Annotated in this window: 13 protein-coding genes and 1 riboswitch; of the genes, 12 read left to right on the forward strand and 1 reads right to left on the reverse strand. The window is 52.8% G+C overall.

What is annotated here, in order from left to right:
- Positions 1 to 83: 83 nt before the first annotated feature.
- Entirely contained in the window at positions 84 to 515 is a 432-nt protein-coding gene (locus LOS79_RS03940) for a peptidylprolyl isomerase (protein WP_315416436.1), read from the forward strand.
- A gap of 325 nt (positions 516 to 840) precedes the next feature.
- On the opposite strand, the gene LOS79_RS03945 is transcribed toward LOS79_RS03940, so the two are convergent.
- Positions 841 to 1,608, reverse strand: a complete 768-nt coding sequence (locus LOS79_RS03945) for a YwaF family protein (RefSeq protein WP_315416438.1) — start codon at positions 1,606 to 1,608, stop codon at positions 841 to 843.
- A 289-nt stretch (positions 1,609 to 1,897) separates the two neighbouring features.
- Between LOS79_RS03945 and LOS79_RS03950 the strand changes: the two genes are divergently transcribed.
- The 11 genes from LOS79_RS03950 to LOS79_RS04000 all read left to right on the forward strand — a co-directional run bounded on the left by LOS79_RS03950 (position 1,898) and on the right by LOS79_RS04000 (position 14,443).
- Complete coding sequence (locus LOS79_RS03950) at positions 1,898 to 5,371, forward strand: collagen binding domain-containing protein (RefSeq protein ID WP_315416440.1); 3,474 nt, start codon at positions 1,898 to 1,900, stop codon at positions 5,369 to 5,371.
- A 131-nt stretch (positions 5,372 to 5,502) separates the two neighbouring features.
- Entirely contained in the window at positions 5,503 to 5,904 is a 402-nt protein-coding gene (gene mscL / locus LOS79_RS03955) for a large conductance mechanosensitive channel protein MscL (RefSeq protein ID WP_315421976.1), read from the forward strand.
- 106 nt (positions 5,905 to 6,010) lie between these two features.
- Positions 6,011 to 6,183: riboswitch (FMN riboswitch) on the forward strand.
- 226 nt (positions 6,184 to 6,409) lie between these two features.
- Positions 6,410 to 7,510 (forward strand): bifunctional diaminohydroxyphosphoribosylaminopyrimidine deaminase/5-amino-6-(5-phosphoribosylamino)uracil reductase RibD, encoded by a 1,101-nt coding sequence (gene ribD, locus LOS79_RS03960; protein WP_315416442.1) that lies wholly within the window; start codon positions 6,410 to 6,412, stop codon positions 7,508 to 7,510.
- Between the two features lie 38 nt (positions 7,511 to 7,548).
- Complete coding sequence (locus LOS79_RS03965; RefSeq protein WP_315416444.1) at positions 7,549 to 8,217, forward strand: riboflavin synthase; 669 nt, start codon at positions 7,549 to 7,551, stop codon at positions 8,215 to 8,217.
- Positions 8,218 to 8,279: 62 nt separating this feature from the next.
- A complete protein-coding gene (locus LOS79_RS03970) occupies positions 8,280 to 9,533 on the forward strand; it encodes a bifunctional 3,4-dihydroxy-2-butanone-4-phosphate synthase/GTP cyclohydrolase II (RefSeq protein ID WP_315416445.1) in 1,254 nt (417 codons plus the stop codon).
- Between the two features lie 51 nt (positions 9,534 to 9,584).
- On the forward strand, positions 9,585 to 10,052 hold the full coding sequence (gene ribE / locus LOS79_RS03975; protein WP_036727378.1) for a 6,7-dimethyl-8-ribityllumazine synthase: 468 nt from the start codon (positions 9,585 to 9,587) through the stop codon (positions 10,050 to 10,052).
- 133 nt (positions 10,053 to 10,185) lie between these two features.
- A complete protein-coding gene (locus tag LOS79_RS03980) occupies positions 10,186 to 10,977 on the forward strand; it encodes a segregation and condensation protein A (protein WP_315416449.1) in 792 nt (263 codons plus the stop codon).
- The gene (gene scpB, locus LOS79_RS03985) at positions 10,946 to 11,560 is read left to right on the forward strand and encodes an SMC-Scp complex subunit ScpB (protein WP_315416450.1); all 615 of its coding nucleotides are present in this window, start codon (positions 10,946 to 10,948) and stop codon (positions 11,558 to 11,560) included. Before LOS79_RS03980 ends, scpB begins: the two co-directional genes overlap by 32 nt.
- A gap of 195 nt (positions 11,561 to 11,755) precedes the next feature.
- Positions 11,756 to 12,454, forward strand: coding sequence for a DUF2953 domain-containing protein (locus tag LOS79_RS03990; protein WP_315416451.1), 699 nt, complete (start codon positions 11,756 to 11,758; stop codon positions 12,452 to 12,454).
- Between the two features lie 80 nt (positions 12,455 to 12,534).
- Positions 12,535 to 13,020, forward strand: a complete 486-nt coding sequence (gene ytfJ / locus LOS79_RS03995) for a GerW family sporulation protein (RefSeq protein WP_315416453.1) — start codon at positions 12,535 to 12,537, stop codon at positions 13,018 to 13,020.
- Positions 13,021 to 13,237: 217 nt separating this feature from the next.
- On the forward strand, positions 13,238 to 14,443 hold the full coding sequence (locus LOS79_RS04000; RefSeq protein WP_315416454.1) for a D-alanyl-D-alanine carboxypeptidase family protein: 1,206 nt from the start codon (positions 13,238 to 13,240) through the stop codon (positions 14,441 to 14,443).
- Positions 14,444 to 14,454 lie beyond the last annotated feature (11 nt).

Genomic DNA, 14,454 nt, shown 5'->3' on the forward strand with positions numbered 1-14,454 from the left:
CGCTTGCTTTGCTTTGTGCCGGGTTTCATAGTAAACTAATACAAGTGTTCAATATTTGTCATTTCGAAAGGAGTCATTTACATATGGCTAAGCAAGCGAAAATTACACTCGAGAACGGTAATGTCGTACTGATCGATTTGTTCGAACAGGATGCACCTAATACGGTAGCAAACTTTGAGAAACTGGCTAACGACGGATTCTACAACGGTCTGGTCTTCCACCGTGTAATCCCGGGCTTCGTAGCTCAAGGCGGCTGCCCTAACGGTACTGGTACCGGTGGTCCTGGCTACACAATCAACTGTGAGATCAACCCGAACAAGCATGAGCGCGGCTCCCTGGCAATGGCCCATGCCGGTAAGAACACAGGCGGAAGCCAGTTCTATATCGTATACTCCCCGCAGCCGCATCTGGACGGAGTACACACTGTATTCGGTAAAGTGGTTGAAGGTATGGACCAGGTTGATGCCTTCAAAGGCCGCGACAAAATGACTAAGGTTGAAATTGTAGAAGTATAATTTCATTTTAGAAATACTATAACAAAGCCAAAACACCCGGCTGGGATCCCAGCCGGGTGTTTTGGCTTTGTTAAGGGAATTATTCAGTGCGGCGGGTCAAATTCCAGCCTAATTTGATCCTTGCGGACATCACAGACCTTATCCGCCACTTTTGATGTGCTATCTCGACTTTTCCGGTGAAATAACGGCGCTGGTGTCCGGAAGGCCCGCCACCCCGTCGCTTTTTCACAACTTAAGGTCTTCCATGTCCGTAACGCTCTTCTTCCTGAACAGCAGCCCCAATCCCTCTGACTCTGCTGCTAAGGAATAGGCTACTGCCGTAATTTTACCTGATCCTGAGCTTGGTGCGGCTTCGGCGGCTGTGGCGTGCGGCATAGAGCTCCGGCAGCTTGAAGAAGATCAGGAACATCAGCAGGAAGATGATGAAGGCAAAGCCCTCTTCAACGAGCAGGTAATACGGATAAGGCCCGAAATAATCAAGCACAGAGAACGTGCTGGGCTTATGGACCAGGAACATGTAGTTGGAATCCAGCAGCAGGTCAGCGGCATAGACGCAGGCGGCAACGATGTTCAGGCAGAGCATCGTGAAGAAGAGAGAACGCCAGCCCGGCCGGTATTGTTCAACCCAGGTCATATACAGGGAAGCGAGAATGATCGAACCGTGGGCGATGAAGAACAGCAGGAAGCGGAAATGCGGAAACGGATAGACGAGATTTGGTGTAAGCAGGGCGATGAATGCGCCGCCGATTCCGGCGAAGTAGAGAAAAGAATAGAGCAGCCTGCTGCGGGTGAGCAGCATGAGCGCGGATAAGAGCAGCGTAATTCCGCATAACTCAAGCGGCAGGGAGGAACTGCGGCTCCAGATATCGTGGGAGAGGTACCAGACATGCAGCCCGGCTTCTGCCGATATCAGCAGCAGGATAAGCAGCAGACGGACGAACAGCCGCGGACCGGTGTGCTGGCGAAGGGAAAAGCGCACTGCATAGAGAATCAGGCAGCAGACGGCGATGACGGCCAGGGCGATTAAGTGCGGGGTTGAGAACATAACGAAATCAATGTCACGTTGGCGGTCCCAAAAATGAATACGGTTCACTCAGCTCTCTCCTTGGATAAAAAAATAATTAAATAAAAATAAAAAATCATAATTTTAATTTAATCTGATTCTAATGAACTTCTCTTAGGTGATATAAGTATATATCGTTGAAGCTGGGCAGAAAAGGCAGGATTCTCAGTTTTTTTAAATAGTAAGAAAGTATAGATGGCTGCACGATGCCCTAATACATAACTTTCCTCCAGACCGGAGGGATGCTTACTGCTGGCTTGTCAGCCATCTTTTCAGCATGTTTGGTCAATCATATCTAACGAACGGGGGATTCTGGTTAATGGTGAGAAAAAGAGCAAGCCTGATTATCGTCATCCTTATGCTTTTCGTGCAGTATGCCTATGGAGTAGGGTTTTTCCCGCAGGTGAAAGCAGCGGCAATTGAGCAAGACAGAGATATTATGACCAGTGTATCTATGGCGGTCTATGGTCCGGATGGAGGGACTGTAACGGGCAGTGTGTATGATCTCGATTCAACCGTCACGCTGGATTACACCTGGGCACTGCCTGACGGGCATAGTTATGTCCTGGGGGACAGCTTCACCTTCCAGCTTCCCGCACAGTTCGAATTGTTCAATGATATTCAGGGCGGACTCGTGTCTGACGAAGGGGATGTAGGCACATTCACAGTCAGTAAGGCTACGCATCAGGTGGTCATGACCTTTAACGACTATATCCAGAATCATGACAATGTCCAGGGAACGCTGCGGATTAATACTAAATTCGATAAACAGGTGATAGGCGGTACTACAGTCCAGCAGATCCTGTTCCCGATCAGCGGCGGTATACAGACAGTGACCGTCGCATTCATGCCTGTGGTCGGATCAACGATTGAGAAGCGCGGGGTCTCAAGCGGCTTCAACGCTGATCATATCCGCTGGACGGTGGATGTGAACAAACGGCTGGAAGCAGTCAGTAATGCAGTTGTGACTGACCCGGTTCCTGCCGGACTCGCCTTGGATAGCACGGTTACCGTAGCGGTATACCAGCTTAACGTCCTGCTTGACGGCACAGTGACCGAAGGCCCGGCAGTGGACAGCAGTAAATATACAGCGGATGTGTCCGGCGGGACGCTGGTGCTCCGGTTCACTGATCCAGTCATTACAGGAGCTTATCGTATTGTCTATACGACACCTGTGGTCAGCGACAGTCTGACCAGCTTCACCAATACTGCGACATTCAGCGGGGACGGGCGGACTCCCGTAAGTGACTCGGATACAGTAGTGATTGAACGCGGTGCGAGTATTAATAAAAAAGCGGTCAGCTATGACTGGGGCAACCAGACGATATCCTGGGCTATTGAGTATAACTATAATAACCGGACGATCTCACCGGGGAATGCAGTACTGACGGATCTGTTCAATGCCTCACAGTCGCTGGTTCCGGGTTCGCTGCGCATTTATCCGGTTACACTGGATTCAGCCGGACAGGTGAGCAAAGGGGCTGCACTGAACGAGGGCACGGATTATACAGTGACTCCGGCTTCAACCGGAGCGGTTGCCGGCTTCAAACTGGAGTTCGCGTCTACCGTGAACGTTCCATACCTGATTGAATATAAGACCAAAGCGGTAGACCGGGTGTTCAGCGATACTACGATTACGAATACGGTATCCGACAGCACTTACAGTGATCAGGCAACCCAGCTGATCCGGCCGGCGATTATCTATAAGAATCTGTCCGGGGTCAATTACACCACCCATATCACGGATTGGAAAATCACCCTGAACGGCGACAATTATCCGATGAGCGGAGTGGTTGTGACAGACGGCTTCCCGGATGGCGGACAGAAGTATATCGAAGGCTCACTGGTCGTGCGCAATGGATCGGGTACCGTGCTTAGTCCTTCAGCTTACTCCCTGGTTGCCGGTTCGCCGGTACAGCCAAATGAAAGCTTCAAGGTTATCTTCAACGGGCCGGTCAGCGGTACACACACGATTAGTTATAAGACTGAATTCAGCAATGACTGGCTGACAGGCAGCACGGATAATTTCATCAACCTGGCACGGATCGACTGGAAGGACAGTGACAACAAACCGCAGACGGCTGAGGCCAGAGGGCTGTTCATACCTAATTCCGCAGTGAAGAATAACGGCTTCAAGGCCGGGACTTATGATGCTTCCGCCAAAAGGGTTACCTGGAACATCGGTGTTAATTATAACAGTAAGATTATTGCCGATCCCGTGGTCACGGATATTCTGAATGCCGGACAGGCGCTGATTCCGGGTACAGTCAAGGTATACCGGATGAACATCGCCTCTGACGGCAGCCGGGTCCGGGGAGCCGAGGTTAGCAGCAGTGCTTACAGCTATAGCGTCGGAAGCGGCAATGAGCTGCGGGTGAATTTCCAGAATGCTATCAGTTCACCGTATTATGTCGTCTTCTCCACCAGCCTGGAAGGCCAGCTAATCGGTAAAACCATTGAGAATACCGCCAAGCTGCTGGATGGGACAAAGCCGGTCTCCAGCGATTTGAAGGCTAGTGTAAACATTCCGCATGGTGATGAATATCTCTACAAGGATGGTGTGCAGGCTGGTGACAGGCTGCAGTGGACCATCACAATCAACCGGACGCAATCCCATGTGAAGGACGCAATGATCACGGATGTGCCCAGCTCGAATCAGATTCTGCTTCCGGAGACATTCCATCTTTACCGTGCAGTAACGGCTGTCCACGGCGACATATCCAAAAGCGGGCCCGAACTGGTGCGCGGCACAGACTACAGCTTGAATATCAGCGCTGATGAGGGCGGGAAGCAGACCTTTGTGCTTAGCTTCTTGCAGGATATCGATTCCGCCTATGTACTGGAATACGATTCATTAATCGTAGCCAACACGGGGGATAAGCTGACTAATACTGTGAATTTCAGCGGTAATAATGTTGTCACCGTCAGTAAGGATACCAGCAAAGAAATCATTGTCGGGGTATCCAGCGGTTCGGGTACAGGCAACGGTGTCAGAGGAACGCTGAATGTCCACAAGCTGGATGCCGGAGATAATACGAAAGTACTCGCCGGAGCAACCTTTGAGCTGTACCGCTTGAACGGCAGCGACCGTGTGCTGGTTAATACACGGACCACAGATGCGTCAGGCAAAGCAGTATTCAATAATATCTGGCTGGGCAGCTACGTGCTGGTCGAAACAGCGGCTCCGGCAGGCTACGTGCTTGACAGGACGGAGTATCCGGTGAACATCGGCTCATCGGCAGCGGTGAATCTGACAGTGCTGAATGCTCTTGCGGAGCAGCCTACAGCTACACCAACACTGGCGCCAACACCAACATCAACATCTACACCGTTGCCATCAGAGACGGCGGCTCCGACGGAAGCACCGGCGGTTACTCCGGGACCGGGGGTTAGCCCTGTTCCGACACCTGCTCCGACAGATGCTCCGGCAGCTACTGCCGGACCCGGGATTACGCCAACTCCTGTAAGCACTGTAGTTCCGGGCATCATTATTGACGATCCGGCAGTGCCTGCGGGCCCTGGATTGCCGGCTAGTGCGGTGCCAACATCAACGTCAACGGTTGCTGTAAACACGCCTGAATCCGAAATTCCTGTTGATGATCAGACCCCGCTTGGCGGTGTCGAGATTGAGGATGATGCTATTCCGGAAGGGACAGCATCCGGACCTGACTCAGGCGGCACGCTGCCACAGACTGGGGAGAGCAGCCCGCTGCCGATCTATCTGGCGGGTATGGCACTAATTCTCGCAGGATTTATACTCACTCTGGTATTCAGAAAAACGCGGAAGCAGTAATCAGCATACAGCCGCGGGAATGACAGGCACAGGGCGCTTGGCGCCTTGTGCTTGTTTTTTTTATAATTCCGGTGTGGAGAGATGCTATAATAAGGGCAAAATCAATGACTTGGAGGGATATTGCAATGTCCATGTGGAAGGAATTCAAAAGCTTTGCAATGAAAGGAAATGTGCTTGATCTGGCGGTGGCGGTTGTAATCGGGGCGGCTTTCGGCAAAATCGTTACTTCGCTTGTGGCCGACATCATCATGCCGCTCATCGGGCTGATCAGCGGGGGGATCGACCTTCAGGGCCTCCAGGTCGGCAGCGGGGAGGCAGCGGTTAAGTATGGTTCATTTCTGCAGTCTGTCGTAGACTTCTTCATCATCTCTTTCTCCATCTTCCTGGTGGTTAAGCTGGCAAGCAGATTCCGGCATAAGGAAACGGTTAAAGTGGAAGTTGTAGAGACGCCGGCACCGGCACCCGAGGTTGTGCTGCTGACCGAAATCCGTGATCTGCTGAGAGCGGACAAGCAGCGGCAGTCGGAGAATTAAGGGAACTAAGTTACATAAATAAAGTAAATTTCCGAAACACACTTGCATTTCCTGCCGGTAAGTGATAATTTTGTTGTAGGCAAAACTTGTTATTCAACTGAATAGATCAATCCTTCAGGGCAGGGTGTAATTCCCTACCGGCGGTGATGCTGCCAGATCGGGCTGTAAAGTCCAGATCTGCTGCTTAGTCCGCTACCCGCTTCGTATGCTTGTCATATGGACGGTGGACCCGGTGCAATTCCGGGACCGACAGTATAGTCTGGATGGAAGAAGGAGAGATTGACGCGCTGCGCTTGTTTTGGGCAGCCGTACTGCAGTATTTTCTAAAATTATGTGCTAAGTTTCACAATTTCGTCAGTATTCCTGGCGTTTATTTAGGCATAATTTTACTAAGCTGCCGTTAACTCTCGTATATCCCGTCTTGAACTCCTCCTGGAGATTGAGACGGGTTTTTCTGTTTGGATTGTACACATTATGAATACATCCGGTGATTGGAGGCAGGCAGATGGATAAGATGAATGATGAGTTCTATATGTCCCTTGCGCTGGATATGGCGGAAAGGGCGCAAGGCCAGACCGGGATTAACCCGGTTGTCGGCTGCGTAGTGGTGAAGGATGGTGTCCTGATCGGGCTTGGCACCCATCTGCAGCGCGGTACCGGACATGCCGAGGTGCATGCGCTCAATATGGCGGCAGGCAAGGCGCAAGGCAGCACAGCTTATGTTACGCTCGAACCTTGCAGCCACTATGGAATTACCCCTCCCTGCAGCCAGCGTCTGATTGATGAGGGAGTAGCCAGAGTGGTTGTCGCCTGTGAAGACCCCAATCCGCAGGTGGCAGGCCGGGGAATTGAAATGCTGCGTGAACAGGGCATCGATGTTGAAGTAGGGCTGCTGCGGAGCCGCGCTCTGCGGCTGAATGAGAAGTTCATCAAGTATATTTTGACCAAGCAGCCATTCATCACGCTCAAGAGTGCAAGTACCCTGGACGGCAAAATTGCTACCCGCAGCGGAGACAGCAAATGGATTTCGAATGCGGAGTCGCGGGAGCTTGTACATACGCTGCGCCACCGGCATCAGGGAATTATGGTCGGGGTGAATACCGTCATTGCCGATAATCCTTCGCTGACGACAAGGCTTAACGTTCCGGGCCTGAATCCGGTGCGGATCATTATTGATTCAGCCCTGCGGCTGCCGCTGGATAGTGCTGTAGTGACTGATGGGCTTGCCCCTACGATAGTCGTGGCTACTGAGGCAGCCGATTCAGCCCGCAAGGAGGCACTGCTCGCTGCAGGCGTTCAGGTTGTCAGCGCCGGCAGCGGTCCGCGGGTGGATCTGCAGGCCGCTATGATTGAGCTTGGAAGGCTTGAGATCGGTTCAGTCCTGCTGGAAGGCGGAGGCACGCTGAATGGTGCGATGCTGGAGCAGGGGCTGGTTGACCGGGTAATCCTCTTCTTCGCCCCGAAGATTGTGGGCGGAGGCGCAGCGGCAGCAGGGACCTTCGATTTCCCGGGGGTGGAGCTGATGCGCGATGCAGTTATGCTTGCAGGACTGGAAGTGGAGGTGCTCGGGGATAATGTCTGTATCAGCGGCACCCCGGTGCGTTAAAAAAAGTGTAAAAGCTGTAATAACGAAGGAGGGATAGGATGTTCACCGGCCTGATTGAAGAGGTGGGTATCCTCCGCAGCGTCACGAGCGGGGGGGAGATGATGGTGCTGAACATTGGCGCCTCCCTCATTATGGATGATCTGAAGATCGGCGACAGTGTTGCCGTCAACGGCGTCTGCCTAACCGCAACATCGCTTGGCGACCGTTATTTTACGGTTGATGTTATGCCGCAGACCTACCGCAACAGCACTCTCAAAGAGCTGAGGACCGGAAGCAAGATGAATCTGGAGCGGGCGATGGCCGCCGGCGGACGTTTCGGCGGGCATATCGTCCAGGGGCATGTGGACGGCACCGGCGAGATCCGCAGCGTCAAGCGTGATCAGAATGCGGTTGTGTTCGAAATTGCCCCGGATAAGGGAGCATTGTTCAAATTCATTATTCCAAAAGGTTCTATTACGATTGACGGCATCAGCCTCACGGTTGTGAATACAGAAACTGCAACGTTTACCGTGTCGATCATTCCCCACACGCTCGGAGAAACGGTGCTGGCCCATAAGCGTACAGGCGACACGATTAATATTGAATGTGATGTGCTCGGCAAATATGTGGATCATCTGCTTCATTATGGTTCACGGTCCGGAGATCAGGAGGATGCGGCCAGCTCGAAGATCAGCCATGATTTTCTGGCGGCCAACGGCTTTGTGTAATACAAGATTCGGCGGATGCCAGCCGGTAAGGCGGGGCATACAGCCATCAGGAGGACAGAATCATGAGTCAGCAAGACCAAAAGGACAGCGTCCTGGACCCGATTGAGGATGCCATTTATGATTTGATGCGCGGCAAGGTTATTATTGTTGTTGATGATGAGGACCGCGAGAATGAAGGGGATTTCATCGCCCTGGCTGAACGTGCCACACCGGAAGTCATTAACTTCATGATTACCGAAGGCCGCGGACTGGTCTGCGTTCCGATTACTGCAGAACGGGCGGAGGAGCTGGATCTGCAGCCGATGGTTGCCACGAATACTGATAACCATGGTACTGCGTTTACAGTCTCCATTGACCATAAGGATACCACGACCGGTATTTCAGCCGGCGAGCGTTCCCAGACTATTAAGGCGCTGATGGACCCGGACGCGAAGCCTTCCGATTTCCGCAGACCGGGCCATATGTTCCCGCTGATCGCCAAAAAAGGCGGAGTGCTCCGGCGCTCCGGCCACACTGAAGCGGCAGTCGACCTTGCCCGGATGTGCGGCTCCTACCCGGCCAGTGTAATCTGCGAAGTAGTCAAAGCTGACGGCTCCATGGCCCGTCTGCCGGATTTGATCGAAATTGCGAAGAAGCATGACCTTAAGCTGATCAGCATCAAGGATCTCATTCACTACCGTAATGAGAAGGAACAGCTGGTTCACCGGGAAGTGTCAGTTAATCTGCCGACGGATTTCGGTGTTTTCCAGACGATTGCCTACACCAACGAAGTGGATGACAAGGAGCATGTAGCCTTGGTAAAAGGGGATATTTCCGGAGATGAGCCGGTGCTGGTACGGGTGCATTCCGAATGTCTGACCGGAGATGTCTTCCATTCCCACCGCTGTGACTGCGGACCGCAATTTGAAGCCGCGCTGCGCCAGATCGATGAAGCCGGCAGAGGCGTGCTGCTCTATATGCGCCAGGAAGGGCGCGGTATCGGCCTGATCAATAAGCTGCGTGCCTACAAGCTGCAGGAAGAGGGACTGGATACCGTAGATGCCAATCTCCGGCTCGGGTTCCCGGCAGATCTGCGTGACTACGGAATTGGCGCACAGATCCTAAAGGATCTGGGTATACGCCAGATCAGACTGCTCACGAACAATCCGCGCAAGATCAAAGGGCTGGAAGGCTATGGTCTTGAAGTGGTGGAGCGTGTAGCGATTCAGATGCCGGAGAACAAGGATAATTCCAATTATCTCCACACGAAGCAGGCCAAGCTTGGCCATCTGCTGACTTTTGACAATATCGAACAGAACGAGGATTCCAAGATTTAAATGGGCTCAGCAGCACTAACTTATAACATACCAGAAGGGTTGATGAATATTATGCCGAATTATTTTGAAGGACATTTAGTATCCGAGGGTTTGAAATACGGGGTTGTCGTAGGACGTTTCAATGAATTCATTACAAGCAAGCTGCTCTCCGGGGCACTTGATGCATTCAAACGCCATGGCGTAGCAGATGATGAGGTGGATGTAGCCTGGGTTCCCGGCGTGTTCGAAATTCCGCTCATTGCTCAAAAAATGGCCGAAAGCGGCAAATATGATGCAGTAATTACCCTTGGCACTGTGATCCGCGGATCCACAACACACTACGACTATGTATGCAACGAGGTAGCGAAGGGCGTGGCGGCTATCAATCTGAAGACCGGTGTGCCGACTATCTTTGGTGTGGTTACTACCGAGAACATTGAACAGGCTATTGAGCGTTCCGGAACGAAAGCCGGCAACAAAGGCTGGGATGCGGCGACGGCGGCTATTGAAATGGCTAATCTTAACAAACTCTTCAAATAAGACAGCTCTTGACGGATTGGCGTAAATCGTGCTTATTTATATGTATGAGAAGAAAGCATGAACATAGATCTTTCTACTTGTGTAGCGTCCTTGTGGCGCTGCACTTTACTTTTGTTGGGCTGGAGGAAACCGCGTGACTGTATTGTACAAGCTGGAGACGTTCGAAGGTCCGCTCGATCTGCTCTTGCACTTGATTGACAAAGCGGAAATCGATATCCAGGACATTCCGGTCAGCGAGATCACGGAGCAGTACATGGACTACCTGCAGGGGATGCAGGAGCTTGAACTGGATATCACCAGTGAATTCCTGGTCATGGCGGCTACCCTCTTGTCTATTAAGAGCAAGCTGCTGCTGCCGAAGCCGCCGGTGATTGAAATTGAGGATTTCGAGTATTATGAGGATGACGGCTATGACCCGCGGGCTGAGCTGGTACAGCGTCTGATCGAATACCGCAAATTCAAGAGTATTGCTGTACAGCTGCTGGATATGGAGAGCGAGCGCAGTTTGATTTTTACGAAGGAGCCGGAGGATTTAGGGCCCTTTGTTCCCGCGCCCGCCGATAACCTGCTGGTAGGACTGCATACTGCCGATCTTATTGCCGCGTTCCGCAAGGCGCTGAGCAAGGCAGCACGGAGAAGCTCTTACCAGCGGATTACCCGGGACGAGATCTCGGTCAAGGACCGGATCCGTGATGTGTCAGAGGCACTGCAGCGTAAAGGAAAGGGCGGAAGGCTGCGTTTCTCGTCCCTTTTGCATGATGAAATGGCCCGTCATGAGATCGTTGCTACGTTTCTGGCTATTCTGGAGCTGATGAAGATGAGGGCTATTTACTGCTACCAGGAGAAATTATTTGACGATATTGTGATGGAGTGGAGAGGAGGAGAGGAATTCAGTGGACTACAACACGCTGAAATCGATTATTGAAGGTTTGCTGTTTCTCTCAGGGGACGAAGGGTTATCCGTGCGGCAGATTGCCGAGATTACCGAGCAGCGGTCTGATCTGGCTTCAAGAGCCATTGAGGATCTGAAAGGGGACTATGTATCTCAGAACCGGGGGCTGCAGGTTGTACAGATTGCCGGGAACTACCGGCTGGCTACGCTGCCGGAGCATGCGCAATATTTCGAGCGCCTGGCCTACTCGCCTTCCCGCTCATCCCTGTCCCAGGCAGCACTGGAGACGCTCGCCATTGTGGCGTACCGCCAGCCTATTACCCGGGTGGAGATTGAAGAGATCCGCGGGGTGAAGTCGGAGCGGGCGATACATACGCTGGGGAATAAGGATCTTATACAGGAGGTGGGCCGGGCTGAAGCCGTCGGCCGGCCGATTCTGTATGGAACGACCAAGTCCTTCCTGGACAGCTTTGGGCTGGCCAGCTTGAAGGAGCTGCCGGAGCCGTCCGCCTTCGATACTTCCGACGGGCTGGAAGAAGAGACGCAGCTGCTGTTCAGCAAGCTGGACAGCCAGTTGACCTTCGGTGAGGCGGAAGCAGATACAGAAACAGAATAACTATGGCGGGAGACCGCTGAACCGGATGAACTGGTAGTACCTGTAGAACCGTTGCCCCTTAGGCAGCGGTTTTTTTTAGCAGCGGGACAGAAATTGGAGCTGTTTGCAGAGATGCGAATGTTATCCAGCAATTTTTGCCATACTAAACCAAAGGCACCATTATATATTACCTGAGGCTGCTTGGAGGTTAAGATTGTGACGTTATGGCTTGCGATACCTTTAGCCCTGCTGCTGCTGGTTATGCTGCTGCTCTTGCTGGTGTTGGCTTCTTCAATACATTTTCATTTCCGTCTATGCAGGCTGGGTAAGGATGACCGGATTGAACTGGATGTCCGGGCACTCTACGGATTGGTTAAGTTCCATTATGAGCTGCCGGAGCTGGTCTTTGAAAGTATTGAGCAGGGAATTCAAGTGAAACTCGAAAAAAGCGGTATTGCTCCGGTGAAGCAGGACAGCGATAAGCGGGAACAAATCGACAAGGAAGCTATATCCGAATGGTTCTCGAATATCCGCACCGCTCTCAAGGCTACCCGGGGACTCCGGAAGTGGCTGGTGAGCACATTGTCCCACGTGCAGATTACGAAGCTGGACTGGTCCACGGATTTCTCGCTTGGTGATGCTGCACATACAGCTACTGCAGCCGGGGCTTTATGGGGGATGAAATGGACGATGATCGGCTGGGTTTCGCGGTTTGTCAGGCTGCAGCACAGTCCGCGGATGTTCGTAGCCCCGGTGTTTCGGGATGAGCCTTGCTTTTCTACCGAGGCAGTATGTACGGGCAAACTGTCTGCCGGGTATGCCTGCTATGCCGGGCTCCAGCTGCTGCGCCGGATTGCGAAGGTTGAAGGCGGCCTTGGCCGCTGGAAGGAACTGCTTAGCCGGGTGCGGCAATAAAAAAACTACATACTCCCTTCCATAGTGGGCAAGATAAGGACTGCAGGTACACTTATATGCATAATAGGAGGAGAACAACAATGTCAGATCATCCGATTCAAGGTCTAATGCAGACCGCTATGGAAAATATTAAAGGCATGGTTGATGTGAATACCATTGTCGGAGATCCTGTAGAAACGCCGGATGGCAGCGTGATTCTACCGATCAGCAAGGTTGCGTTCGGGTTCGCCGCAGGGGGCAGTGACTTCCGGGTAGAGGACGATGCACCTGGGGTAAACGGCAGCGGCGGCGGAGTGAAGATGCTTCCGTTCGGGGGAGGCAGCGGCGGCGGAGTCTCGATCCGTCCGATAGCTTTTCTGGTAGTGGGCAGGGAAGGGGTACATATTGTGCCGCTCGACAATCAAACCCATCTGTTCGAGAAGATCATCGATGCTACACCTAACCTGATTGATAAAATCCAGAACATGTTTCAACCAAACGGAGTTCCTGTAGGTGCTGAAGTGCCCGCCCAGGTGACCAAAACTGTAGTCAAAACCGAGCCGGCCACCCATTCGTCGGCACACTAGAGGAGCGTTGCATTTCAATATTTTTTCCGGAGGGGTATCGCCTAGAGGCGGTATCCTTTTTTGTGAGTGTACCCCCGAGGCCAAACACTGTTTGCCGGGGTTATTTTATCATGCACAGAAGGCTGGGACATACTGCCGCCAAGCGGCGCATACACTTGTACAACCAGGCAAGGCTGTGGAGCCCTGTGCTTAAGTAGAACAGATAAGAGGCCGGAGGATGAACATGAAGACATTAACCGTAAAACCGTTGGTATCCTTATTAATATGCCTGCTGCTGGTGCTGGTACCGCTGCCTTGTGTCCGGGCCGAGAATGCTTCGGTCTCCACACACGCCAGGGCGGCAGCGCTGATTGATGTCGAATCCGGCAGGCTGCTCTACAGCAGCCGGGGTGATGAGCCGATGCTGATTGCCAGCCTGACCAAAATAATGACGGCCATTGTGGCCATAGAGAATGGTGATCTGGCTTCCAAGGTAAAAGTGGGGAAAAACGCTTTTGCCAAAGAGGGCTCTTCCCTGTATCTGAAGCAAGGCGAGGAGATGTCTCTGGAGGATATGCTGTACGGCCTGATGCTGCGTTCGGGGAATGATGCGGCCACCGCGATTGCCGAGCATGTCGGCGGGTCGGAGCAGGGCTTTGTCTATCTGATGAATGCGAAGGCGGAGGAGCTGAACCTTAAGCATACGCATTTCGCCAACCCGCATGGACTGGATGCCGAAGGCCACTACTCGAGCGCAAATGATCTGGCAGAGTTAACCGCTTATGCGCTGCATAACCCGGTATTTAAGGAGATTGTAGCTACTAAGGAGAAGACGGCGGACAATCCGAATGAGCAGTGGGATTACAAATGGAGCAATAAGAATAAAATGCTGCGGCTCTATGAAGGGGCGGACGGCGTGAAGACGGGGTATACCAAAAAAGCGCTCCGCTGCCTGGTCAGCTCTGCTACACGGGGCGGACAGCAGCTGGTTGCGGTTACGCTGAACGACGGCAATGACTGGAATGACCATTCGGCACTGCTGGATTTCGGCTTCAACCACTACCCTCTTAAGACGCTGGTAGAACGTGGTGAAGGCATCAGCGGCTACAATCTGGTCACCGGGATGGAATTCTCGTATCCGCTTGGCCAGGGGGAGGAAGCCAGGCTGGTCACCAAGCTGGTGCTGAACGAGGAGAAGACTCCTGCCGGAGCGGATTCCCGCGCGGGTGAAGGGGCTGCGGCCAGCAGCTTCGGACTCAAGGGGGCCATTATTCTGCAGCTGGGCGGCAAGGAAATCGGCCGAGTTCCGGTGTATGCGCCGAACCAGCTGCCGCCGGAAGCAACGGCGTATACGAAGAGATACAGCCCGGCCGGTGCAGCACCATACCCTGCGGACAACTGGCTGCAGGCCTTCGGCAGCGCGTTGCGGGCGTTGTTCCAGTGATGCGGAGCTGC

Origin of the sequence: Paenibacillus sp. MMS20-IR301 (genome assembly GCF_032302195.1) — a bacterium.
Classification (GTDB): Bacteria; Bacillota; Bacilli; order Paenibacillales; family Paenibacillaceae; genus Paenibacillus_AQ.

Coding starts and splice junctions, on each gene's coding strand:
- ytfJ (WP_315416453.1), top strand. CDS start 12,535: ATGTCAGATCATCCGATTCAAGGTCTAATGCAGACCGCTATGGAAAAT.
- ribE (WP_036727378.1), top strand. CDS start 9,585: ATGCCGAATTATTTTGAAGGACATTTAGTATCCGAGGGTTTGAAATAC.
- LOS79_RS04000 (WP_315416454.1), top strand. CDS start 13,238: ATGAACATGAAGACATTAACCGTAAAACCGTTGGTATCCTTATTAATA.
- ribD (WP_315416442.1), top strand. CDS start 6,410: ATGGATAAGATGAATGATGAGTTCTATATGTCCCTTGCGCTGGATATG.
- LOS79_RS03950 (WP_315416440.1), top strand. CDS start 1,898: ATGGTGAGAAAAAGAGCAAGCCTGATTATCGTCATCCTTATGCTTTTC.
- LOS79_RS03970 (WP_315416445.1), top strand. CDS start 8,280: ATGAGTCAGCAAGACCAAAAGGACAGCGTCCTGGACCCGATTGAGGAT.
- mscL (WP_315421976.1), top strand. CDS start 5,503: ATGTGGAAGGAATTCAAAAGCTTTGCAATGAAAGGAAATGTGCTTGAT.
- LOS79_RS03965 (WP_315416444.1), top strand. CDS start 7,549: ATGTTCACCGGCCTGATTGAAGAGGTGGGTATCCTCCGCAGCGTCACG.
- LOS79_RS03940 (WP_315416436.1), top strand. CDS start 84: ATGGCTAAGCAAGCGAAAATTACACTCGAGAACGGTAATGTCGTACTG.